29 protein-coding genes are annotated in these 24425 nt (G+C 40.1%); 7 read left to right on the top strand and 22 right to left on the bottom strand.

The window, feature by feature from the left end; genetic code table 11:
* Positions 1-70 precede the first annotated feature (70 nt).
* The 4 genes from LCM09_RS09850 to LCM09_RS09835 all read right to left on the bottom strand — a co-directional run bounded on the left by LCM09_RS09850 (position 71) and on the right by LCM09_RS09835 (position 2524).
* The gene (locus tag LCM09_RS09850; protein ID WP_224881077.1) at positions 71-985 is read right to left on the bottom strand and encodes a hypothetical protein; all 915 of its coding nucleotides are present in this window, start codon (positions 983-985) and stop codon (positions 71-73) included.
* A 203-nt stretch (positions 986-1188) separates the two neighbouring features.
* Positions 1189-1575 carry a class I SAM-dependent methyltransferase gene (locus LCM09_RS09845; RefSeq protein WP_404800805.1) on the bottom strand — a complete coding sequence of 129 codons (387 nt, stop codon included), beginning with the start codon at positions 1573-1575 and terminating at the stop codon, positions 1189-1191.
* Positions 1576-1617: 42 nt separating this feature from the next.
* Positions 1618-1815 (bottom strand): class I SAM-dependent methyltransferase, encoded by a 198-nt coding sequence (locus LCM09_RS09840; RefSeq protein ID WP_224881075.1) that lies wholly within the window; start codon positions 1813-1815, stop codon positions 1618-1620.
* Positions 1816-1900: 85 nt separating this feature from the next.
* A complete protein-coding gene (locus tag LCM09_RS09835; protein ID WP_224881073.1) occupies positions 1901-2524 on the bottom strand; it encodes a hypothetical protein in 624 nt (207 codons plus the stop codon).
* A gap of 129 nt (positions 2525-2653) precedes the next feature.
* Between LCM09_RS09835 and LCM09_RS09830 the strand changes: the two genes are divergently transcribed.
* Entirely contained in the window at positions 2654-3778 is a 1125-nt protein-coding gene (locus LCM09_RS09830; protein WP_224881071.1) for a CapA family protein, read from the top strand.
* A gap of 9 nt (positions 3779-3787) precedes the next feature.
* Here the strand turns inward: LCM09_RS09830 and LCM09_RS09825 are convergent, their stop codons facing one another.
* The 7 genes from LCM09_RS09825 to argH form a co-directional block, all read right to left on the bottom strand.
* Positions 3788-4348: a GNAT family N-acetyltransferase gene (locus tag LCM09_RS09825; RefSeq protein ID WP_224881069.1), complete on the bottom strand. Its 561-nt coding sequence runs from the start codon at positions 4346-4348 to the stop codon at positions 3788-3790.
* A gap of 146 nt (positions 4349-4494) precedes the next feature.
* Positions 4495-5541 (bottom strand): M14 family metallopeptidase, encoded by a 1047-nt coding sequence (locus tag LCM09_RS09820; protein ID WP_224882912.1) that lies wholly within the window; start codon positions 5539-5541, stop codon positions 4495-4497.
* Between the two features lie 286 nt (positions 5542-5827).
* Entirely contained in the window at positions 5828-7018 is a 1191-nt protein-coding gene (locus LCM09_RS09815; protein ID WP_224881067.1) for a dicarboxylate/amino acid:cation symporter, read from the bottom strand.
* Between the two features lie 182 nt (positions 7019-7200).
* Entirely contained in the window at positions 7201-7839 is a 639-nt protein-coding gene (locus tag LCM09_RS09810) for a FusB/FusC family EF-G-binding protein (RefSeq protein WP_224881065.1), read from the bottom strand.
* A 90-nt stretch (positions 7840-7929) separates the two neighbouring features.
* Positions 7930-8175, bottom strand: a complete 246-nt coding sequence (locus tag LCM09_RS09805; protein ID WP_224881063.1) for a biotin/lipoyl attachment domain-containing protein — start codon at positions 8173-8175, stop codon at positions 7930-7932.
* 248 nt (positions 8176-8423) lie between these two features.
* A complete protein-coding gene (locus tag LCM09_RS09800) occupies positions 8424-8990 on the bottom strand; it encodes an HD domain-containing protein (protein ID WP_224881061.1) in 567 nt (188 codons plus the stop codon).
* A gap of 54 nt (positions 8991-9044) precedes the next feature.
* Entirely contained in the window at positions 9045-10538 is a 1494-nt protein-coding gene (gene argH, locus LCM09_RS09795) for an argininosuccinate lyase (RefSeq protein ID WP_224881059.1), read from the bottom strand.
* A 486-nt stretch (positions 10539-11024) separates the two neighbouring features.
* On the opposite strand from argH, the gene LCM09_RS09790 reads away from it, so the two are divergent.
* Positions 11025-11261, top strand: coding sequence for a transcriptional regulator SplA domain-containing protein (locus LCM09_RS09790; RefSeq protein WP_224881058.1), 237 nt, complete (start codon positions 11025-11027; stop codon positions 11259-11261).
* A 17-nt stretch (positions 11262-11278) separates the two neighbouring features.
* Positions 11279-12307 (top strand): spore photoproduct lyase, encoded by a 1029-nt coding sequence (splB, locus tag LCM09_RS09785; protein ID WP_224881056.1) that lies wholly within the window; start codon positions 11279-11281, stop codon positions 12305-12307.
* A 193-nt stretch (positions 12308-12500) separates the two neighbouring features.
* Here the strand turns inward: splB and LCM09_RS09780 are convergent, their stop codons facing one another.
* From LCM09_RS09780 to LCM09_RS09750, 7 genes are all read right to left on the bottom strand, one after another.
* Positions 12501-12872 carry a sporulation protein gene (locus LCM09_RS09780; RefSeq protein ID WP_224881054.1) on the bottom strand — a complete coding sequence of 124 codons (372 nt, stop codon included), beginning with the start codon at positions 12870-12872 and terminating at the stop codon, positions 12501-12503.
* Between the two features lie 21 nt (positions 12873-12893).
* Positions 12894-13064, bottom strand: a complete 171-nt coding sequence (locus LCM09_RS09775; protein ID WP_224881052.1) for an FbpB family small basic protein — start codon at positions 13062-13064, stop codon at positions 12894-12896.
* A gap of 258 nt (positions 13065-13322) precedes the next feature.
* Entirely contained in the window at positions 13323-13598 is a 276-nt protein-coding gene (locus LCM09_RS09770; RefSeq protein ID WP_224881050.1) for a YkvA family protein, read from the bottom strand.
* 254 nt (positions 13599-13852) lie between these two features.
* The gene (locus tag LCM09_RS09765; protein ID WP_224881048.1) at positions 13853-14767 is read right to left on the bottom strand and encodes an AEC family transporter; all 915 of its coding nucleotides are present in this window, start codon (positions 14765-14767) and stop codon (positions 13853-13855) included.
* 124 nt (positions 14768-14891) lie between these two features.
* Positions 14892-15194 (bottom strand): hypothetical protein, encoded by a 303-nt coding sequence (locus LCM09_RS09760; protein WP_224881046.1) that lies wholly within the window; start codon positions 15192-15194, stop codon positions 14892-14894.
* 110 nt (positions 15195-15304) lie between these two features.
* A complete protein-coding gene (locus LCM09_RS09755; protein WP_224881043.1) occupies positions 15305-15631 on the bottom strand; it encodes a DUF3889 domain-containing protein in 327 nt (108 codons plus the stop codon).
* A gap of 193 nt (positions 15632-15824) precedes the next feature.
* Positions 15825-16307, bottom strand: a complete 483-nt coding sequence (locus tag LCM09_RS09750) for a CBO0543 family protein (RefSeq protein WP_224881041.1) — start codon at positions 16305-16307, stop codon at positions 15825-15827.
* Between the two features lie 229 nt (positions 16308-16536).
* On the opposite strand from LCM09_RS09750, the gene LCM09_RS09745 reads away from it, so the two are divergent.
* Positions 16537-17934, top strand: coding sequence for a DUF2254 domain-containing protein (locus tag LCM09_RS09745; protein ID WP_224881039.1), 1398 nt, complete (start codon positions 16537-16539; stop codon positions 17932-17934).
* Between the two features lie 79 nt (positions 17935-18013).
* On the opposite strand, the gene asnB is transcribed toward LCM09_RS09745, so the two are convergent.
* Together asnB and LCM09_RS09735 are read right to left on the bottom strand one after the other, a co-directional pair.
* The gene (asnB, locus tag LCM09_RS09740) at positions 18014-19927 is read right to left on the bottom strand and encodes an asparagine synthase (glutamine-hydrolyzing) (RefSeq protein WP_224881037.1); all 1914 of its coding nucleotides are present in this window, start codon (positions 19925-19927) and stop codon (positions 18014-18016) included.
* A gap of 419 nt (positions 19928-20346) precedes the next feature.
* Entirely contained in the window at positions 20347-20937 is a 591-nt protein-coding gene (locus LCM09_RS09735; RefSeq protein WP_224882910.1) for a peroxiredoxin, read from the bottom strand.
* A gap of 192 nt (positions 20938-21129) precedes the next feature.
* Here LCM09_RS09735 and LCM09_RS09730 point away from each other — a divergent pair, with 192 nt between their 5' ends.
* Positions 21130-21414, top strand: a complete 285-nt coding sequence (locus LCM09_RS09730; RefSeq protein ID WP_224881035.1) for a hypothetical protein — start codon at positions 21130-21132, stop codon at positions 21412-21414.
* 254 nt (positions 21415-21668) lie between these two features.
* Positions 21669-21845 (top strand): hypothetical protein, encoded by a 177-nt coding sequence (locus LCM09_RS09725; protein ID WP_224881033.1) that lies wholly within the window; start codon positions 21669-21671, stop codon positions 21843-21845.
* Between the two features lie 39 nt (positions 21846-21884).
* Here the strand turns inward: LCM09_RS09725 and LCM09_RS09720 are convergent, their stop codons facing one another.
* Positions 21885-22109 (bottom strand): hypothetical protein, encoded by a 225-nt coding sequence (locus tag LCM09_RS09720; protein ID WP_224881031.1) that lies wholly within the window; start codon positions 22107-22109, stop codon positions 21885-21887.
* Positions 22110-22250: 141 nt separating this feature from the next.
* Positions 22251-23354, bottom strand: coding sequence for a histidine kinase N-terminal domain-containing protein (locus LCM09_RS09715; RefSeq protein ID WP_224881029.1), 1104 nt, complete (start codon positions 23352-23354; stop codon positions 22251-22253).
* Between the two features lie 432 nt (positions 23355-23786).
* Here LCM09_RS09715 and LCM09_RS09710 point away from each other — a divergent pair, with 432 nt between their 5' ends.
* Positions 23787-24188, top strand: coding sequence for a TipAS antibiotic-recognition domain-containing protein (locus LCM09_RS09710; RefSeq protein WP_224881027.1), 402 nt, complete (start codon positions 23787-23789; stop codon positions 24186-24188).
* The last annotated feature ends 237 nt before the right edge of the window (positions 24189-24425 follow it).

The following is a 24425-nucleotide window of genomic DNA, read 5'->3' as shown; positions in this document are numbered from 1 at the left end:
AATGGGCGAATTCTTCACGTATTTCATAAAAGCATGCAAAAAGCAACCCGAGAACCTTTTTGTCCTAGGCTTATTGCTCCTTCAGAGAATCACTCAACTTTAATAAAATATTCTTCCTGAGTTCGACCAATTCAGAGAACTGATAAAAAAAGGCAATCTTCTGATCAGCGGTCGTTTCCCCTGTAGGTTTCGTCGAAAAGATGAAATGTGTCCACGCTTCAGCAATGTCTTCTTCTGGATGTGTTGCTGCGTAGTCTGTAGAAAAATGATTAGGATACTTCTCGAAAAACGCCACTTGCGCTTCTTCATCCCATTCCACGTCTTGATCGAGCCACTCATCATAATAATCAGCCCAGAACGTCTCAAAGAACGCATTCATATACGAATTCTGCCTGCTGCATCCGTTAAAGGCAAAATAGTAGTCACAGGCCATGAATGCTTCCTCGACGGCATCCTCATCTGCTAAATCCTCTTGATCGATTTGATCGTCCTTTAAGGTCAAGAGATGACCGTATTCATGTACCAGCGTGTAATAGAAGTCTTTCTCATTCACAGTATCTTCATAATCAATTGCGAGCACCCATTCATCTGAATTATCTAATGGCTCGACATAGCCGAGAACGTCATCTCGCCCATCTGTAAAAATCAAAAACTCTTTGACCATTTCACGGTTTTCAGAAGGAATCAAGTCACTAAACAAATACCATAAGTCTCTATGTTTATCAGTTTCTTTGGCGAAAGAAAGATAGGCTTCTTCATCAGTCATGATCGTATGACTAGTCAGATCATCAGCCTCAACATCATACGAAACGATTTGCACTTCCACAGCATCTCTTTCTTCTTCTATAGAGTCAGGGATATCAAGGAAATTTCCTTTCAACGAAATAATCTCACCCAAATACCGATCCCCTTCTTCGATCACTCGTTCATCTTCAGGCAATACAGTGGAGCTCGGATCACTAACTTCAAACGAACAAGCTGTCAAAAGAAAAAGTACTAAACAAGCGCAGAACCACGTTTTCATAGTGCACGCTCACTTTCTATTAGGGATATAACAGTAGATGCAGAAAGAGCTAGGCTTATACGGATCACCTCACGAGAGGATAAAGGTATTCATTCGATAAGAACTTAGGATATCCTGCCAACGAAAAAACGGAAGCCGAATTCATCAGCTTCCATCCTTAATTATTATTTTGAAATTTGGATAACCCCACCACAATGTGAAAATCCGTGAAATTCGAGCTTGCAAGACCCCTCTAAAGCAGCCTTCAACTCATCAAAAGCAAAGTAAAATTCATCTTCGTCCCAGTGATGTAGATTGTCAATTCGGCATTCTTCTAGTTGCTTTCTGTTTTCAAATGCAACATCGCCGATCAGCATCTTCCCACCTTCAGAAAGCTTGGGAAGAAGTTCTTTAATGAACGTTACTTTCTCATCATCAGAAATATGGTGAAGAGCATATGTGCTAATAATAAAGTCATACTCTTTCTGCTTGAAATGTTCAGGCAGCCCATTCGTAAGATCCCATTCGATTAGCGTAGCATAAGGCATTTTCAACTGTGCGATTCGAATCATTTCATTTGAGAAGTCGATGCCGTTAATGTCATGTCCCGCTTCTTATAACCTGCTTGCCAACACACCAGTGCCAAACCCAATATCAAGCACGTTCGCCTGATTTGAAGACATGACTTCGTTATAAATCGCGTTTAAGATTTCCTTATAACCAGCGAATGGATATTCATTGCTTTCTTCACTCACCTGTACAGAGCGATCATACTCATTCGCCCATAAATCAAACCCTTGTTTACTTAACATCTACATCCTCCTACTCTATATATCTGCTCATTTTTCACGCATCGTTCACCCAACTTTTAGCAAGTTATCTAAATACTAACATAGTTTAGTTTTCCGGTTCTTTTTGCTCTACTTTTATCTTTAGAAGCAACACAACATTTTCGTCCGTAATCATCCGCTCAATGCCTTCCTCGCTTTTAACATCGACGCTTCTGATCTCGCCTTTCTTACCACTTTGATAATAAACACCAATGACTTTCGTATCTCCCGAGTCAAGCGTGATTTCCTCGTCCATCGTGTATCCCCATCCGTAAGGCATTTCTGGATCAATCGGATTATTTGAAACTTTCTTAGGTGCACTCGTCGTTCCCGGTGCATAAAGAGAAAAAAGCTCTTCTCCTTCAGCAGGTTGAATAATGCCGAACCCCATATTTCCTTCTTGTGTCTCGTCCATTGCGAAACCATAGGATAGCTCAGCGATGTGAAGTGGCGACATCGGCTTTCCATCTTCGAATCCTTCGACCCAAACGTTCACCCAAGTCTCATCAGCTTTTGTTAATCGTAGATTATAGTTTAAAAGAATCCCTATCCCCATCTCACGATACATCTTTTCGTGCTCGTCCTCTTGTTCATGTGAAATATAAGCCAGATGCTCATCATCGACTGAAGCCGACATGCTGCAACCAGCAAGTAGTAGCAATAATGCTGCGTAAACAAAAGCGTTTCTCATCTCATCACCTTCTTTTTGGAATAGCTATACTTTCCAATAAATTACTAAAAATAGATCTTAAGACTATTATTTCCATGTTATAATTTACCTTGAACTACGAATTTTCACAAAACTATGAGGTGTGAATATATGAAGCGATTGGTTATTCTAGTAAGTCTTTTGCTCGTCGTTGGTGTGTTAAGTCTAGTAGTCGTAAACCCGTCCAAAAGTTCAGAAGCAGTCAACTCGCAGGCTCATACAGAAATTACGAGAGAGCTATCGAAAGAGCTTTCTAGTAAAGCGTCAAGCTATAACATTACCGTTGTCGGCGACGTCATGTTCGACTGGTCAATCAAAACAGCGATGAGTACAGAAGGACCAAACTACCCACTTCAACATATATCACCACTAATAAAAGATTCTGACCTGTCCATATTAAATTTAGAAACTGCAATCGGTACGTCAGGACATAAACAGGACAAGCTCTATACGTTCCAATCCCCGCCTGCCTCGGCAAAAGCGATGAAGGACGCTGGTTTTGACCTCGTGTCCCTTGCGAATAACCATGCGATGGATTTCGGTAGAGAGGGTTTATACGAAACGATCGATTTACTGAAACAAGCAGACTTGAACTATATCGGAGCGGGTAAGAACGAAAACGAAGCGTACCGTGCTTATTCCGACACAATCAATAATCATAAAATTGATATTCTTGGCTTTTCACAAGTATTACCCGCAATCTCATGGTACGCAAATGAAGATGGCGGACTTGCAAGCGGTTACCAGCAAGATCGTGTGATTGAACACATCAAAAAGTCAGCGGCCAATTGCGATACGACGATCGTGTATCTCCACTGGGGAACCGAACGCACTATTCAGCCGAGTGCTAGCCAGAGAAACTTCGCTCATACTATGATCGATGCTGGTGCTGATATCATCATCGGGTCACATCCTCATGTGCTTCAAGGGATGGAGTACTATAACGGAAAACCAATACTGTATTCACTCGGTAACTTTTTATTCCCGGATTATGTAGATGGTGACAGCGCTGACACAGTGATCGCTAAGATCGATGTGTTGATGGACAACTATGAAGTGACGCTGATCCCTGCCGTCATTCATGACAGCACTGTCACACTAGCAGATAAACAAAACGCTGCTAGAATTACGGATAAGATGATTTATCGTTCAAACCTAATCTCACAATCTTCCAACTTCGCAGTCTCTGAAGTGAAAGGAAATCAATCTCTAACGATCGCAACAGCAGGTCAATAGCGGAGTTTCCTAAAACACCTTCGCATAGATACACGTATCGGTTAATCCTGATTCATCTAAACGAACATCATCATTCTTTAATATCGCCTCAAGGGTAAAATCGAGTCGCTCAGGTACTGCGCGGCTCTTTTTATTTTCGATATCGCATTGAATCTCTAAGCGCTTCATCTTCAATTCTTTCTCCGCAAATGCGGAAAGCCTCCGAACAGCTTCCGTCATATACCCTTTTCCACTGTATTTTGTATTAATCCAGTAGCCAATTTCAGTCTTTGGGACATCCCAATCAAGGTTATGCAAACCTGTCGTGCCGACATAATTACCTGTTTCTTTCTCGAAAATAAGAAACCTCAAGCCTTCACGCTTCAAAAACTTTATATGTGCTTCACGCACATTGATTTCTGTATCTTCGACCGTTGGATTTTCTCTAGCGAATCCTACCCATGGCGAGAGTTCTTCCATCGAAGAATAAATGGCTTCATTAATCTCTTTTCCATCACCTGGCATCGGTATTCGTAACGTTAATCGCTCAGTCTCTAGTTCAGTACGGATATCCATTAATATTGGGTTCATCTTTCTATCCTCCACTATCTTCGTATAATAGCTATATTATAGACATACTAGTTTTTGGAAATAAAGAGTATTTTCTAAAAAGTCACTTTCTTTTCCTACACAAAAAAACGAGACCATCTCGGCCTCGCTTTTCCTTGTTCAGTAATTTATTCGCTATCCTTATGGCCACTCTCAGGGAGTGTATCCCAGAATGTTGTATCTTGCGTTTCGATTGAGCCATCCGCAATCGATTTGATGACAGCTTTCATCCCTGTTACGGCCTGGTTGATGAGATAGCCGTTACTTTTTTGACCTAGAATATATGGCTCGTAATAATGGTCAGCCATACCTCTCATTTCAAATAGAAGCGTTGAAATGCCATACTCAACCGCAAGACCATTTCGACTGATGGTAGGAGCTGTTCCCCCTACATATTTTGATAACGTAGCGTACCCTTTTGCTTCGATCGCATTATACATAACGCCACCGAGCCTTTTAGACTTTTCTCTGACATCAGCATCAACGTCTGGATTCGTTGGGTAGAGAATCGAACCTGATACCAGTTCATCAGTGTCTCCTAGAGTCGTTTCTGTTCCTTGATGGTGAAGATCAACCATATACTCAGGTTCATATTTCTGAAGGACGTTCTGATGCAGTGCTTTTGTTTCAGGCTGGTTTCGATCCACGTGGTCGCGGTTCAGATCCACCCCATTCGCATTATAGCGCGTATGCGTTCCTGCAGCATAATCTTCAAGAGAGAAATTCACGTCACCTTCAGCACCATCGACGTTTAATCTCGGTGCGATGAGAACGTTAACATGTTGAAGAAGTTCTCTCACTTCCTTACTGTTCGTGCTCAAGTACTTGATGACTTTTAACGCCCCTTCAGTCGTGAGCGTTTCGTTCCCATGTTGTTGTGTTAAAAAAAGAATCGTCGGATTTTCTTCATTCTCTCCAAATTTTGCGAGGTAAAGATCGCGGTCCTTTACAGACTGTCCATATACTTCAAGTTCAAGTGCTTCAGACTGTTTGTCAATTCTCTCGAGTACTTTGACCATTTCCTCATAGTTATGTAATCGCTCGTTCTTCACCGTTTCATTTCCGTTATACCCTGGACCATTTCCTACAGCCCCGACACTTTGTCCATTACCAAGCAAACCTCCCGAAACGACTAACATACCTGAAACTACAATCGGAATCATCTTTTTGTTCATCATAAGTCCCCCAGTTAGAATAAATTTCTCAAGGAGACTTCTTCTCTTAAAGAATTTACACTTCCTGTCAAATGATAAAATTCGATTCATTTGGCCCAGATGGAAAGGAATGGAACGATCAAAGGACCTAGGAGGATTTTTTTAAAGGACTATTTTCGCTAAAAAACCCTTTTATTCTTCACAAAAAATGAGTATAGAACCATCTCACTTATGGCAATTAGAACAAAAATGAGTCTATCGATATAAAAAAAGCAAGCTCGAGTTGAGCTTGCTTTCCATAAAACACTTAATTCGCTTTTGCAACAGGCTGAACGTTCTTCTTTTTCGACGTTAATCGATCGACTAGCCCTGCTAATGCACCATCCCCGGTTACGTTCGTTGCTGTACCAAAGCTATCTTGTGCAAGGTAAAGTGCGATCATAAGAGAAACCATCGTCGCATCGAAGCCTAGCATGCTTTCTAGAAGGCCAATCGCTGCCATCACCGCGCCACCTGGTACACCAGGAGCTGCGATCATCGTGATTCCAAGCATCAAGATGAATGGCGTGATCGAAGCGAACGTTGGATCTTGTCCATTCAGTAACATGACGGCCATCGCACATGAAACAATCGTGATCGTACTTCCTGAAAGATGAATCGTAGCAAGGAGCGGGATGCTGAAGTCTGCTACCTTTTCACGCACACCATTTTTCTTCGTTTGTCTGAGCGTTACTGGAATCGTCGATGCTGAAGACTGTGTACCGAGCGCTGTGAAGTAGGCTGGTACCATCCCTTTTAATAATTTGAATGGATTTCGTGAAGTCGCTGCACCCGTCACGCTATATTGAATGATGAGCATTGTCAGGTGAAGAAGAATAATCATAACAAAAACTTTTGCAAACACGCTTAAAATCGTTTGCACCTGACCTGCACTCGTCATATTCGCGAAAATACCAAGGATATGAAGCGGCAATAACGGGATGATAACGTAGCTGATCACTTTCTCGATAATCGTTCTAAATTCAACCATGACACCTTTGAGCTTGTTTTCCTTCATGGCAGCCATTCCTAAACCGAGCGTGAATGCTAGAACTAGTGCTGTCATCACACCCATCATCGGTTGAATCTCTACCTGAAAGAATGGCTCTAGGAGAGATTCTTCAGGGTTCTCCATCTCTGATGCTGCGCCACCGGTTTCAAGAAAAATCGGATACAAATTACGTGCAGCAAAGAATGCGAGCAAGCCTGCTAGAAAAGTAGACAGGTAAGCAACTGTCGTCGTGATCCCAATCAGTTTTCCTGCGCCCTTCCCGATTTCTCCAATTCCGGGAGCGATAAAGCCAATGATGATCAACGGAATAGCAAACCCAAGGAAATTCCCGAAGATACCGTTGAATGTAGCGAATAAACGTACTGTCCATTCTGGTAGAAATGCTCCTATTAACACACCAAGAGCAATAGCGATGAGTATTCGTGGTAGTAGTCCAATCTTCTTCATAGTGTCCTCCAAACAAAAACATTTGTCCTTCTCAGATGTAATCTATGGAGTACTTTACAAGATAATTTAACTTCTAGCAAGCCTTTGAACCTAAAAAGATATAAAACTTTTTTCCAATTAGCATACTAAAAAGACTCGCCGCCTTTTTCTAATCGAAAAGATAGGGACGAGTCTTTTTTAGCCTACGCATTCAACTGTTTATTATAAACTTTCATAAAAAATGCTTCTAATGGGGCGGTCTCTTTGATGTGCTCATTACATACATTGCTATCCACACATATATAATGGCCAATCGTGTGATACTCTCCCTTGTCATACACTTCTGAGGTAACATGCGCCACTTCCCCGTACCGGCCGCACAAATAACAGGTTGTCCTCTGGTTGAGAATTCGATATGTGCCTTCGATACCTATGAGTACACCATTGATTGGATAGATCAGATACTTTCGTTTAGAACGTATATCATTCCAACCTAGATACGTTAACGTTCTCGAATGATTAAAAGGTAACGTCACTTTCTTACTTCTTGTAAAAAGTTTCTCCACTTGTTGATTCGCTATCTCAGGAAAAGGAATAACAGCATTCTCTACTCTTTCAAGAAAACCTCCGATTTCTGATTCATTTAAATAACGAATCTCATTAATGAACGAAGCTTGTTCATCAGAAAGTGAAGAAAAAAGTCCGAGTAATTTATCAGCGACATTATGTCTTACCGCATCTTTCACATCAGCATCAACAAGGTGACTAACATTGTATAATAAGACATCTACCTGCTCACGTATGACGTTCAGATGGTGATTGTACAGAAATGGCTGAAGCATACATGCACCCCTCCTTGTGTTTTCTTTATACCACACTAAGAGTGTTCATTCTACACAAAAAGCCGGCTATGCCGGCTTTAAAACGTAAGATCAATCGCTCCCTGTTACAAAATCATCTTCCCTAATCGATGCAAGAACGACTCCAGACGTCACTCGATCGTTTTCTTGTACGTGTAGTTCAGAGATTTGCCCACTTACGTTAAGTATGACATCTTCAACGTTGCCCTGCCCATCGCGAATAACAAACATCGGCTCCCACTCGTACACCCTTGATGCATGGTTCACGTAAACTTTCTCGACAATTCCTTCACATGGACAGACCACTGTGCGATTCATTGTTTTTTGTTCCCCTTTCTGACATGTATTGTTCCTCAAAACGAGGAGTAAGTCAGGTTACTATAATGATATGTTCCACAAGTCCAAGTATGATGTGAAACATTTGCTTCAAAAACCTCGCGTCTATTTTACCTGCATTTTTTAAATTCGCAACCCCGAAAGAGATATCCATACATTTCAGAAAAATGAGACGCGAACACTTTTATTTCGAGGCATAAGAAAACGAGTATTCACTCGGATACTCGTTCTTAGGGCGTGTTATCATCGATCTTCTTTTTGGTTTCTAAATCGATAAGCTTTCTGATCTTCTTCATCAATGGATCATTGAGCTCATATTCTTTTCCATAAGTAAGGTTAAACGTGTAATCAAACCCTGGAGGATTTGTTCCTTGCGTGTGCTGGATAATCGTTTCCATCTTATCGAGCGCTTTAACAAACTTCGCTTCATCCGTTTCACCTTTGTTGTACTCCTTACAAAGGGCCAAGATAGCATCCTGGTTCTCTGGAGGCAATGCGTCCGTTAACCGCTCTACACCTTTTTCTTCCTTCTTGACTTTCTTATCATGATTCACTTTAACTGTCGCAGAAATATCTCCATCATATGCTTCTCCAAGATCATGAACAAGGCACATCGAGATGACTTTATTCATATCGAGACTTTTCAGTTCATCACTTAAGGCAAGTGCGAACATCGCAAGTCTCCAAGAATGTTCAGCAACACTTTCTCTTCTCCCCTTCTTCGTATATGCAGACCTCGTCGTATCCTTAAGCCGCTCTAATTCTTTTATGAATGTGATGATTTCCTTAGCATCCACTTCACATACCTCCTTCGTGTTGCGCGGTGCCTGTCACCACCCGATTGTTGTCACTTAATGTCTAAAATGCTTTAAAACGTTCTCCTTATGGATAAAGTGAGCTCTTAACGATTCGCACTTCTCTTTATGATTCTTCCACTTACCTTTTCGATCCTCAATCATCCTTTTCACTTCAGAAGGGTTCGGTCCACCTCGAACGCTTCGTCTTTCAACAAACACTTTGGGAGAAACAATTCCTTCCCACTCTTCTTTCGTCAACACGACTTTTTCACTTAAATTCTTCTTCAATAGTTCGTTCACATCAGCTACATTCCAATCCGAAAGTTCACGGTTATCTTGAACGCTTGTTGTTGCGATGATACTTGAAACCTTATATGCCTCACGATAAGAAACGCCTTTTTCTCTCGTTAGAACGTCAGCACATTCTGTGATGGTGATACAATTTTCTGATGCCTGCTTTTCTGCTCGATCTTTGTCAACTTCCATCGTTCTAACCACTGCGTTCATCAAGCGATACACACGAGATGCTTTATCAAACCCTCTATAGAGATGTGGTTGAAGATCATCTTCTGTATCAACGATATCTCCGTACGGTGTGTTATGAATCATTTGAATCACGCTTAACGCTTCACCGACAGCACTACTCGCTAGTGCACGAGCATGTTCAACTGACACAGGATTCCTTTTTTGTGGCATAATGCTGCTTATTTGCACGTAAGGAGCAGCCACCTTCACGATTCCAATTTCAACGGTTGCAAGACGAAGAAAATCGTTGATCCATCTCCCTGTGTTTGTCATTGAAGCTAAAATTGAAGTGGCAGGTTCTAAGAGATAATCAACTCCACCAATCGCATCATAAGAATTCTCCATCAATCCATCAAATCCAAGCAGGTCACAAACTCGCTCCCGATCAATCTTGAAACCCGTTGTCGTGATCGCCGCTGCACCCATCGGTGAAAGGTTAATGCAATGAAACGCACTCCAAAATCGATTAAGGTCCCGATCAAGCACATCGAATACCGCTAGTAAATAATGCCCAAACGTCGTCGGTTGCGCTGGTTGTGTATGAGTGTGAGCCGTCATGACTGTGTTTAGATGTTCATTTGCTTGCTGAATCAACGCTTCCTCGACATCTATCATGTCTTCTAATAGTGAGAGAACACATTCTCTGAGAACAATTCGATACATCGCTTCGCCCATATCGTTCCGGCTTCTAGCGATGTGTATCATACATGCTAAATCAGGGCCAATATCTTTACTTATTTTTGATTCCATCATGAAAAACAAATCTTCAAAGTCTGGTGAGTAGTCTAGCGAACTCACGTCCATGTCTCCAATTCGGTTGATGCACTCGAGGATGATGTTCGCATCCTCTTTCTTGATGATCGTTTGTTCAGATAACATGATTACATGAGCTCTATGAATTTGAAACATCGCTTGAAATAAGTAATCGCGCTGATCATAGAATACGGGCTTCAATAATGCATCTACATACGTTTTACCAGGAAAGACACTACCCTCTTGTTTAGTGAATTCTTCTTTGTTCATTTCGTGCCTGTCACCACCCGTTTTTTCACATCATATGTTGACACATAAAAAAAGGGCATTGAGCTATGTGCTCAAATGCCCGTTTTTTTAGTAGGTCTCTTTCTTCCATACATAATACGAATCTGGGTCTGGGTTTACGTTCCTCATCCAGAGGCTATGCTTTGGCACAACGCGATCGGACACTTTGTACCATTCGCCCCCTCGCATTTTTCGATAGAGTTTGAAACGGGATAAATTTTTGTCAAAAAAGCTTAGTGAAGGCAGCAATTTCTTGATGGTTTTCAACATGCCTTCACGCACCTCCTCCATTTTGAGTCAACAGAACACTATATGTAAGGAGAAATAAAAAGATGTTAAAAAAGGGCTTTCTGTAATAACCGTTTAATCTGTACGACACCTCCACCCTAACAAGATTTACCATCTTTTTTTCTGCAACAATTTCCTCTTACTAGGCACAATGAAGATAGGATAAAAGGAGGGAATAAGATGGATCTAAACGAACCAAATCACTATCAAGCAGGCGATATCGTATATGTCATGTACAGAAATCCACACACGTATAACGTGGCCAATATACAAGAAGCAGCTGTTGTGAACGACCCTGAGCATCCAGGGCAACTGGCACTTTTTTTGTATGAAACGTATTATCCATTGAATGCCGATATGGCGATCTACCAATCAGAAACAGAAGCTCAACAAGCCTACGAATCGTATTTCGGGTAAAGAAAGGAGGAACTCGATTGGTTAAACCGTTTGTACCACAGCTCGTCTATATGGAACCGCGTGCTACTGATTACCCTCTCGGTCGTCAGTTAAAAGAAAAGTTCACAAAGATGGGAATCGAAATTCGTGAAACCACCTCGCACAACCAGGTAAGAAACCTGCCGGGAGATAACCATTTTCAGCAGTATCGTGTCGCAAAATCCACACTTGTTGTAGGAGTAAGGAAAACGCTGAAATTTGATACATCAAAACCTTCAGCAGAATATGCCATCCCTTTTGCCACAGGCTGTATGGGACACTGCCACTATTGTTATTTGCAGACGACAATGGGAAGTAAACCCTACATAAGGACGTATGTGAATACAGATGAAATCTTTGATGCTGCTGAGAAATATATGCAAGAACGCGCACCAGAACAGACGAGGTTTGAAGCATCTTGTACCTCTGACATCGTCGGGATCGATCATCTAACACACACGCTGAAAAGCGCTATTGAGTATTTCGGAAAATCAGAATATGGGAAGCTTCGTTTTGTGACGAAATTTGCCCATGTTGATCATCTTCTCGATGCAGAACACAACAAAAAAACTCGGTTTCGATTCAGCATGAACGCCGATTATGTGATTAAATTTCTTGAGCCAGGTACTTCAAGGCTCGATGAGCGTATTGAAGCGGCCGCAAAAGTTGCCGACGCAGGATATCCTCTTGGTTTCATCATAGCGCCTATCTATTTATATGATGATTGGAAACAGGGGTATCTTGAATTGTTTGAGCAACTAGAAGCAAAACTCCCAAAGAGCGCAACAAAAGACTTAACGTTCGAACTCATCCAGCACCGATTCACGAAACCAGCAAAGCGCGTTATTGAAAAGAACTATCCGATGTCAAAGCTTGAGATGGAAGAAGAAAAAAGGCAGTGGAAGTGGGGCAAATACGGGATAGGGAAATACGTGTATAAGAAAGACGAGCAAGAGGACATGAAAGAAACGCTTGGAGGCTACATCGATCGATTCTTTCCTGATGCAAAACTTGAGTATTTTACGTAAAGGTATGTGTCCATATAGAAAAAGTCATTTACTCTGATTGGAATTATGGTTTGGGAAACTTTCAATGAGGTTTCACACGTAGAGGTAGTTGATTGGAAGGCGTGTGAATCACGTTTGTGGAGGAATTGTTTCGTTCACGGCAATCTGCATAGCGCCGTTTCAAGGGAGGGAGCCAATAGTGGCCCCCTCCTTTTTACATTTGAATGGCGATCTGATCCTGATCTACGCTTTTCGCACCTTCACTGAACACTAAGCGAGTCGTAAATTTGTAAGAGGTACGCTTTTGGGGTTCTGGAATGGTTTCAGGAATACGAAATGAGAACGGAATCGTCACTTTTTGTTCTTTTCGTATGTCTTTCACTGTTAGGATGGTCACAGAATCAACAACGCGAGAAGTTTTCTTCGCGTGATCGATATAGAGGAGATCACATTCTACGCGCTTGATTCGTTGCTCAATCGTTCCTCCAATAATCTCGAACGATCCTACAACAAGTTCACCGCGCTTGAAAGTAAGCTTCTCAAGAATCAAATCGATCTTTGCTGCTCCAATTCCTAACAAGCACATTGATTTACGAAGGAGCACGTTCTATTTCCCCCCTTTAACGACCGATTTTCGATGAAAACGATCATACTTTTCATCGAGTTGACGGTCAATCCGATCCATTTCTTTCTTATCGTGAAGAAGATCTTCTTTATTTTGCTTTACAAGGTCTTTAAATGACATTGATTTATTAGTTGAGAATAGGTTTTTTTTCATTTTTATCTCCCTTAATTCGTTCTTAGTTTTTTATAGATTATCAACAACTTACCGTACAATTAAAAATGACCTCTACCACTATGGTAAAGGTCATACAAAATGACCTCCACCGTCTGGTAAAGGTCTTGCTAACAGCAATTTGCTGCCAATAAAGCCGAGAGCATCCGCTCTGTCTTGACGACTTTATTGTAAAAGCTACTCCCCTTTAGGAGAAACGATAAATTGTTATCTCAATAGTATAGAATATATAGAATAGTGTCAATAGTCTAAATCATATTTGTCCTTGAGCTCTTGTGGAGCTTGTTTCACAACATGTTGCAGGATGAATGTCAGAATCATAACATCATCTAGTATCCCAAAGATACTGAGAAAATCTGGGATTAAATCGAACGGAAGCGCAAAATAACCGATGATTACTGCAAGTGATAGCCATTTTTTCTTACCGACCTGCCGTGAAGTAAAATACTCATACAAAAATGGGACGAACTTCTTCACTTTGAAGATCAACCTCGCTCGTTTCATCATTGCAGCCATATTGTTCACTCCTTTTCTGCATGTGCAAAACAAAAATAACCTCCGCCACTATGGCAAAGGTTATCCTTGTGGGAACCCTTTACCAAAGCGACGGTAAAGGTCTTGCTAACAGCTAACGCTGCCAATAAAGCCGAGAGCGATATGCTCTGTAATGACGACTTTACCGTAAAAGCTACTCCCCTTCGAACGTTCATTTGTACTTACAACTTTAGATCAAGACGTATCATTCGTCAAGAAAAATGTTTTCTGAACGCTTAAAACAACAGTCTACTAGTAGAGATGACCATCGTGACGGTAAGCATACTGAAGACGGTAGATGCAAGAACGATTTGAGCAGACAGTTCTGGCTCATTCTGATATTCCTGAGCGATGATCGCACTGTTCACTGCTGTCGGCATAGCGGAAGAAATCAAGAGCGCCTGCGCGATAATACCGTCGATGCCAAGCGTATAAATAAGACCGATCGCAATAGCAGGGCCTAGCAGCAATCGAATGAACAAGCTCACGTACACAACAGAAAGATTCTTTGCAAAACGAAGCTGTGCCACCTGTGCCCCGAGCGTCACAAGTGCGATCGCCACCATTGAGTCAGCAATGTAATCAGCTGGAATCAATACGAATTCAGGAACATCAACATTCAACATATTAAGGCTTATTCCAAACACCATCGCATAAAGGACAGGCATTTTGAAATACCCAAGAACTGCGTTCAGCTTATTTCCATCGACCGCTTTCAGTGCAAAGATTCCCCAAGAAAATGTTAAGATGTTTTGAAACGTAAGAATGATCACTTGGATCGACATTGCGAACGGATCATGTTTAAATACAAGGTCATTTACAGGTACCCCGTAGTTCCCAGAGTTATAGAAGAGAATACTATTTGTGAAGGAAGCCTTCACGCTTCTGCTATACCGAAACACCTTACTTACGATAAGTGAGATGACGTACAACATGACTACGAAGAAGGAAAAGAACGACAAAACAGAAAGAAACAACGTGAGTGAGAACGTCGTTTCATATAGCTTTAGAAAGATAAAGCCAGGAACAATAAAATAAATATTCACTTTCGCTAACGTATAAAGATCTAGCTGAAAAATACGGTGAAGGAGCACACCGATCCCAATCAAAATAAATACAGGTACAATAATATCGACGAATACACCAATCATGACAAATCCTCAAATCTATACGTTTGATTTTCTCTAAAGACTTATCATAACAGAAAACGGAACGAATTCTCTGCACCTTGCTTGTTCATTTTTGAGCATAGTAACAATCTAAAAAAGCGTTAATCTATACCGTCAACGCTTTTTCATTGACCTCTCTAATAACCTTATTAACTGCTTTCCTATTTTCCCATAGCAACTTCTGTAACGCTTCAGTCGAGACAACTTTTTCTTCCTTATCACAATAGGTGTTCCCTTTTCCATGAATCGTATAAGAGCCATCATCATATTTCATCAGAGTCCACTGTCCTTCACGCTCATAATCATCAAAAACAATGTAGTATTTTTTACCAGTAGCATCATAATCAGCGATTCTCTTGAAATTTGATAAGAGCTCACGTATCTCCCTCTTGCTTTTAACCACATTCATTCGTCTCTCTCCTTTATCTCTATTGGCAATAGATAATAATTCTCCTGATACGTTCAAATCCCTTCTTCCCCAACTGAAAAAGCAGCCGGAGTGATTTCCGGCTGCCTTTGTTAAAACTCTTCTATATCGTCAAAGTAAACGTCGATCAGTTCATCTTTCTTTTCGTTCACTAGCACATATACGCGAACGTTCTTGCTTACACCATTGGATTCTAATGTGAAGTCAAAGTTATATTGATGGCGTTCATCCGAAATAAACACTTTTCCTTCATATGTGTATTCCGTAACGTTCTGTTCTGGGTACTGCTTTTTCGTTTGCTGAATCGCTATCTTTCCCCATTCAGCATAGGATGGTTGCTGTGCGCTTGCAATAGGTGCTTGCGCAAAAAGTGTTAGAACCATCAAAACACTTAGACACCCTTTTATTTTTTTGATCATGGTATGACCCCCCACTCGATTTGGTATGAAGATAGTATTTAATTTATTTCTCACAATCATACATTCGTGACAGTTTCATCAGGTTGCTCGTCCATGCCAATTCCATACCTGGTACATATCATGTAAGTAAGGTAGATGATTCCCACGCTTCAATAATCAAGAGGAACGATCATAACAAACATTCTAGAGCGGTCTAGGATGTTTCTTTTTGTTCATGGTTCGGTAGCTTACTTATGAGTTGCAATAAGCATCGAATCAAGACAAAGAAAATATAAACGCTGATAAATGTGTAATACCATTTCCAGGTTATGTAGTGGACCAAATCTGTGTGCTTTTCTAGGAAAAACTCAATCACCGTCATAATCGTCGTATACATAAACCCCTTTAATAAATAACCTTTGAAAGAAAAATGATAGGTTGTTTGATAATAATGCAGGCTTAAAACGGGAAACAGCACTAGTTCAAACAACGGGCTACTATCAAAATAAGGAAAAATCGTCACAGGATAAGATAGCATGCCACTTTCCACTACGATGACTCCGAGAATTAAGGCAAAATAACCAGTAATAAAAAAGGCCAATAGCCAATCCTTAACAGGAGGTTTACGTAAGCTATAGAAAAAGAACAAAATTCCACCTACAAACATGATATAAAGGATTGCTTTTTCAACTGGCATATTTCCACCTACCCAACTATCTCAACCTTCGAACGTTTCATGGTAATTCACGTATTAATTTTTCCGAATGGTTAATCGTTTATCCGCTTTTTACATGAAAAGGGAAAATAAATTCCACAAGTATGGGATTTTCACAAACAAGCAAAATAAACAAAAACCTTAATTTGCGTTTTATGACGGTAGACCAGGGGAAAAACGCTATAGAAATCGTTTGAAGGGAGTCACAGCCATGTTCAAAAAGTTCCTACCCTGGCAGCTGCGGAAATATTTTGATATGCCTAGGAGAGTGCGTAAGCATGAACTCCAATCCACTCTTTGGTATATGCCAGCAATTTATATTCTTGGTGCAATCCTATTCGCAGGGGTCACCCTCTTTCTAGATTTGTCAGTCGACATATCTAGGTTCACGCCTGAACTTATGCATGCGAGTGTTCAACCAACAAGATTACTCGTAAGCTCTTTGATCGGTGGAATCTTAACACTCAGTGCGTTCACATTAAACTCCGTACTCGTTGTGTTAACAACGTTTAGCGGCCAGTTCTCTCCACGCATGCTTTTGAATTTCGTCGCGGACCGAACCACTCAACATTTTGTAGGGATTTTCCACGGAAGCTTCGTATATGTTCTTGTTACTTTCCTATTACTAACAAGTCAATCACAAGAGAATTTCGTCGTCATTCCTGCCGTCACGTTCGCCTTAGCATTTATAACGGTGATGACATTTATTTTGTTCATTAACCATGCGACAAGCTGGATGCAGGTACATAATATCGCTACGAATATGAAGGATGAGTCCATTTCGATCGTGAGAACCTCTCTTTCAGATGAGCTCGAAGAATTCAGAAGCGAAAAACCTGTTCATTACGATAAGGATGAAAGGGAAAATGAAACGGAAGCATTCGCCCTTGAATCTGGGTATATTCAATTGATTGACTTCAGGAAAATGATTAAAGAAGCGAAAAAAGATAATATCATGATTCAATACCATAAAAAAGTAGGAGATTACGTTTTGAGAGGCACCTCACTCTTTTCATTCTGGGGCAGTGGAGCAAAAGATGTTGATGTTAATAAGTATCATGAGCTACTTGAGATCGGTTATAAGGAAACAGAGATTCAAGATATTAAGATGGGGATGACAAAACTTTCTGAGATTGGCGTAAAATCACTCGGAAACAATGACCCGAAGACAGCGATTACGATTATCCATCAAATGGCTGACCTCCTATTAGAAGTTGAAAAAGATATTACATTCACCCCATACCTTGCTGATAAAGAAGGTCAAGTAAGGGTGGTCATGGAATCTGAGAACTTTGGCTATTACCTATACCGTGGTTACGGGTACATTCGACACTATGCTGGTGAAAACTATCTAATTATTTCTGAGATCATTTTAGCTTTAAGTCTTGTATCCCAATCGATCTCAAAAGACAAATTAAAGGAAGTATGGGAATTTGGTAAGAATACGATGGACCATATCGACGAGAAACTCATTTATGATTTAGATCGTGACTACTTACTAGAAAAGCTATATAGTCTCGCCTATTACACAGGTCATGAAGAGGAGTTTCATAAAATCGAGAAACGTTTTGGACAGAGCGGTGATGAAGGTCATAAAATGGAAAACTAAAATCTCAGCACAAGTATAAAAAAGACTGCTGTCTTTTGAACAGCAGTCTTTTCTCATGGAGATGTCTCCATCTATTCTTTTATCCAAAAGCGGCGATCTTGCTTTCAATTTCATCTTCCATTTGTAACTCTTCAAACGAATAAATTCGCTCTACGAAGATTTGGTGCCAGAGCATGAAGACGAGCACCGTCCATATTTTTCTCGAGTAGTCACCTTTCTTCTGAACGTGAGCTTCTAACAGCTCTGATACGACCTTCTTATCAATGAGATAATCCGTTTCACTTACATGGATGAGTTGTTTTGCCCAATCATAAAGCTCATGTCGAAGCCAATGTTTAATCGGCACTGGAAACCCTAGCTTTTTGCGATCGAGGACATGGTCAGGTACTATACCACGCGCTGCTTTTCTAAGAATAGACTTCGTCGTTCCGTCAGCAATCTTCTCATGTACAGGTATTTCTCTTGCTACGTTAAAGACTTCTTTATCTAAGAAAGGCACGCGTAATTCAAGTGCGTTTGCCATCGTCATCTTATCTGCTTTAAGAAGGATATCTCCTCGAAGCCACGTTTGAATATCAATATACTGCATTTGATTTACGGGATGATCGGAAGCGACAGTCTGATAAAAAGGCTTTGTAATCTTCTGGTATGTTTCGGTTGGATGATACGTTCTCAGAAGCCTTGATTTCTCCTTTTCTTCAAACATCTTAGCATTTCCTATATATCGCTTAGAAAGATCCGTTGAGCCTCTCTCAAGAAAACTTTTCCCCTTCATTCCTTCCGGTAGAACGGTTGCTACTCGGTTAATCATCTGTTTCAGTCCTTTAGGAACGGGTTGGAACATTCGTAGCGCATCAGGCTCACGGTAAATATTGTACCCACCGAATAGCTCATCTGCTCCTTCCCCTGAAAGAACGACTGTAACATGTTTCCGAGCTTCTCTAGCAACAAAATAAAGCGGCACACAAGCAGGATCTGCAAGAGGATCATCCATATGGAACATGATCTTCGGTAGCTTTTGGATGTATTCTTTGGCAGAGATCATATAAGAATAATTGTCTACATCAAGCTTTTGAGCCGTTTCCTTCGCAACGTCTACTTCAGAATATCCTTCTCTCTCAAAACCGACTGAGAATGTCTTAATATTTGGGTTTATTCTCTTTGCCATGGACACAATGATCGAGGAATCGATACCGCCAGAAAGAAATGAGCCAACAGGTACATCACTTCGCATATGTACATTAACTGAATCGAGTAATACGTCTTGTATCCGCTTTACCCACTGATCCTCATTCGAAGTCATAACTGGATTGAACGTGGCATGGAAATATTGCTTAAACTGAAGTGGACCATCTAATTTCTTCACAAAATAGTTACCAGGTTCAACTTTTTTGATGCCTTCCGTTAATGTCATAGGCTCTGGTGAATATTGAAAGCTTAAGTAATGCTGTAAGGAGACTTCATCGACTTGTTCATAGTTCTGTAATAGTGTGATACTCTTTTTTTCTGATGCAAAAATAATATCGTGATCTCCCTCTTTATAATAAAGAGGTTTAATACCAAAGTGATCTCTAGCTCCGTACATCGTTTTCTCTTGTTTGTCCCATATTACTATAGAGAACATTCCGCGCAGTTCAGCGAACGATTCGACACCTTTTTCCGAGAATAATACAAGGACGACTTCAGTATCTGATTCATTTTCGAACGTTTTTCCTTGTTTCTTTAACTGTTCGCGAAGCTCGATATAATTGTAAATTTCTCCATTAAAAACCATCCAATATCGTTCATTTTCATAATGATACGGCTGATGGCCGCTTTCGATATCGATGATGCTAAGTCTTCTAAATCCAAGAGATACGTGATGATCAGTATAATACCCCTCATCATCAGGTCCTCTATGATTAATGATCTGATTCATTTTCACAAAATCTGATTGTGAATTGTAACCCGATTTCTTTGGTTCCGTACGTAAAACTCCAACAAAACCACACATAATTTAGCCACACTTTCATTTGGTGATAGTAATGCAATTGTAACATTAAAGTAATATACTTTTAACACAAAAGTGAAATTTTTCTGCAAATTTACGTTGTGATGGTTTCTCAACGAGCCGTAGTAAGGAAGTATGTCAGTTAATCTGTGGTGAATTGAACTAAGAAAATGTGTTCGAAGATTCGTGTATCGTTTTATTCCATATTCAGTAATGATTATCCAGCCTTATTCCATCTACTACTTCTATTAAATCATATTCTTGAAAGAATTTGTCTTTTTTTAGGACTAAATTCTTGTATTAGGAAGATAGTCTCACGGAAAAACTTCCCTTACTTCAGTTATCCCCGTTTGATCTAGACATAAACAGTCCCATGTCTTTGCAGTCTAAACTCGAAAAAGCAGCAAAAAGAGCTGCTGCCTTCAAAGTCGACCAATATCCTCGATGGTGACCGTAATACCCTCTTGTCCTGGCATCCAATTCGCTGGAACCACTTTTCCAGTCTTCTTGTGATAATGAAGAGCTTGAATCAGTCTTAGTAATTCAAATGAGTTCCGTCCAATTTGTGATGGATACACCATTTTTGACTTGATCATACCAAGTGCATCTATGATGATCGTACCTCTTAAAGCTGTACCTGTCTGTTCCTCTAGAACGCGATACGATTTACTTATCTGATGATTGCGATCACTAATTAGAGGATATTGAATTTTTGCAGCAGCAGGAGATACTTCTGTAAAGACCTTATGAGAGTAAACACTATCAGTACTAATTCCAAATACATACGTATTAAGGCTCTTCAGTTCAGGATAAATAGCAGCGACCGCTGCTAATTCTGTCGGTCAAACAAATGTAAAGTCGCTCGGATAGAAAAACAGGATGACCCAACTACCTCGATAATCTTCAAGACTAATCTGCACAATATCTTTTTCGTTCGGTTCGTAGGCTTCAGCTCGAAATAATGGCGCAACATCGTTTGTTTGCGCACAAAATGGGAGGTTCTCCTCTTCCATATCACAATCCACCTCTTTTCAGATGCTTTATATGATATGAGACGCTATCTCAATTCATTCTAACCTCACCATTTCTTTATCATTTTTAAAGATATAGAAATTAACAAAAAAACCCTCCTTTTTTGAAGAGTAAAATCTGGTTCTTTGGTGATATTAAGAATCGATTCCATAAAAATTAAAGGAGGAAGAAATATGAAAAAGAAAGCAATCGTATTAACAATGGTAGCCGCTCTATCTACTGGCTCACTTGCTGCTTGTAATACAGATCAAGACGATATGAACCAGCAGCCAGAAGATGTAAACTACGATCCAGTTCGTTATGATAACAACAGAGATAACGATATGGATATGAACAGACGCGATATTCGTCAACCGAACGAGCGTGACACTCCAAACAACATGGATGAAGAAGAGCCAGATTTGGATGAAGAACCATCCGAGCAAAGACGTCAAGACAGACGTGACAGAAATTACTAAGGTCACAAACAGCTTCTGTACACAAAAGTACAGAAGCTTTTCCATTATATAAAGAAAAAGCCCCTCTTCAAGAGGGGGGAGAGAATAGGCTATTCTTCACTATATGGCGATTGGGATTAGAGTATTCCACCAATTTATGAAAGCGCAATCTAAAAAACAATAACCTTTACGATAAAAATCTTCCAGATGATTAGGAATGCGAAATAATTTATGTTATTATAGTATCTACTCTAAATGGAAAAGAGGGATTTTACGTGGAGGTAGAGAACGATATTATACTCCCAGAAATCGGTAGTGATGTAGAAATTGATAATCGCAAAGCAAAAGTTATAAGCATTTTAAACAACACGATTGTAGCCGAATGGCATGAAGTCTCTGAAGATGAAGAAAAACGTGTTGTTGCAAAGCACGACGAATATACAATGCTTTAATTCAAAAAGGACAGGCACCGCGCCTGTCCTTTCTTGTCTTCAGTCTTCGTTCAGTTGCTCTTCCCCCGCACCTTTTAGCTCAATGTACGCCTTTTTAAATTCCTTGTACGTAGCCATACCATACGTTTCTTGATCGTTATGAAAGAGTTCTTTAAATGCGAACGCATGCGCTTCATCTACCGAACAAGCTCTAGCGTTCATCACTAGATTAAGATACGATACGAAATAAGATTTACTTAGCTTACCACCGTTCTTTGTAATCACGTTTCTTCCCTCCGTTTGCACTCCACATGATAAGGAAAGTATAATCCCTTCCCACTCCAAAATACAAACGGGAGCACCTAACGGATAGGCCCCTGCACTGCTTACCCAATTTACCTTTACCAGACTTAACACAAATACCGTTTAAACAGCTGGCAATGTGATCGTGAATGTCGTTTCCTTCTCTGAAGACTTACATGAAATCTGCCCTTTGTGGTTTTGGATGATCTTCTGACAAACATATAGACCAATTCCTGTACCAAGCTCTTTCGTCGTGTAAAACGGTTCAAAGATCGTATCAAGCTTTTTCTCCGGTATTACTGGTCCATTGTTCGTAATGTGAAGCATCATCTCACCCTTTTTCTTCTCCCCAATAAGCTCGATCGTTCGATTTTTCTTAATTTCTTTTAAAGCATCGATCGAGTTCATAACAATATTCAAAAGAACTTGACGAATCTTATCTTTTTGTCCAAAAATCCGTAATCCCTTAGGAATATTATTCAAAATATGAACATCAACGTCCACAACGCTCGGATAAATGAAATCAATCATATCATTGAATACATCGCTCAGTTCAAATTCTTCTTCTTCTACACCATCGATCTCTTTCTTTGATACGTGGAGAAACTGAGAGATACGAAAATTCAGCTGCTTTAATTCATGATCAATGACATCAAGATACTTCATTTCAGGATTTTCTTTCCTTAATATCGCTACAAACCCCATGATTGCTGTTAATGGATTCCTAAATTCATGCACAAAACTCGATGACATTTGTCCTAAAATCGATAGCTTTTCTTGATGAGTTTCGTCTATGTATGAGATTTTCTCCTGTAACTCATCATGTTTGATTTTGGTGTATTCCGTAACGGCATGATAGGCGAACTTATCGAACAACTCATTTAACGACTCGAGAATCGGCTGCAGATCGTTTGACGATAGGTCAGAATTCGTCATGTGATTAAACAACACACTTCTCCCTAAATTAACGTTATATATAAAATCGCCAATATTGATATTTGCTTCAACACGCTGCTTCGCCACTTTCTTTGCAAGTTCAGCAATTTTTTCGTCACCGATTGGCTCCACGATATTCCTTCTCACAAGCTCATACATTAATTTGCCATTTGCGACTACCTTATCCTTATAAATGTCATCATCGGATATTCGGATCCGCTGCTTCCAAATAGTAAGGTATTCGTCTAAATTTTGGTCGAGGTAGTCTATTAATTGATTTTGTGCAATCATAACCTCATCCCTCTTTTAATTTATTTTAAAATGCACACTATACAGAACTTTCTTACTAGTATAACAATAATAATGGATAGAAGAAATCCGCTTTCTCTCTTATCCAGAGGTGTATCCATCGTCTAAGTAAACGCCTTTTTTGAATAGAAAGCTTTTCTCACCATTCTATATTGAATTCTGCTCACTTCTACAAATTACGAACCTCTATTATAGAGTGGAAATAATGTCTTTACATCAGTAAATACAATTGGGTAGTTTATAATAATAATATTACATTACTTTTAAGTAGAAATCTGTTAATTTCCACAAATTTAATAAGCGTTCTACGAATATCCTTCCTGTTGTCAGTAGAGAGGCATACTTACAAAAACCGGAGAATATATTTTAAAATAATATTTCGAAACTCCTTATTTTATAATGGAGGTTGTTATCATGCCTAAGAAAGGGAAGTTTGAAGCGATTGCGTTCTTCCTGCATCACTATGAAGAACGAAATCAGAAGATGAGGAAACAGAGGTTGAACCATTTATCAAAAACCGAAAAAAGAGAGTTAACAACGTCGCTTGAGATGATCTACAAAAAACTCGTTCATCTTTCTGATTTACCACCTGAGTCCATTGAAACACAAAGCATCATCGACGAATGGTATCATATCTTATCTGACAATTTTAATGGAATGTACTCACTTGAGGAGTTTCAAAAGCTTGGAGATCTGTATGTGAAGAATGATCGATTCAAACGGAACATCGATAAGTATGGAGCGGGCCTTGCTACGTACATGCGAGAAGCGATCGCATGCTATATAGGAATCGAACGGAACAAAACCACGGGCTAGCCCGTGGTTTTCTCGTTAATGCAGCGTTAGTAACCCATTAACCGGTAGCGGATCTTTCGAACTAACGTGAATATGATTTTCCGTTCTGCTTCCCTTCTTAATGAGAATGTAATCAACATCTTTCAATTCGTGAGGAACAAAATGAACCGTGTGAGAGCGAAGAAACTCTTGAGAGACTACGAGACACGACATCTGTTTAATCCGTACGACGGACAAATGGTGATCGATAGATGTTGA

The sequence above is a fragment of the Guptibacillus algicola genome, assembly GCF_020171805.1.
Classification (GTDB): Bacteria; Bacillota; Bacilli; order Bacillales; family Guptibacillaceae; genus Guptibacillus; species Guptibacillus algicola.
The sequence above is the reverse complement of the archived record's forward strand: the minus strand, read 5'-3'. Positions and strand labels throughout refer to the sequence as shown.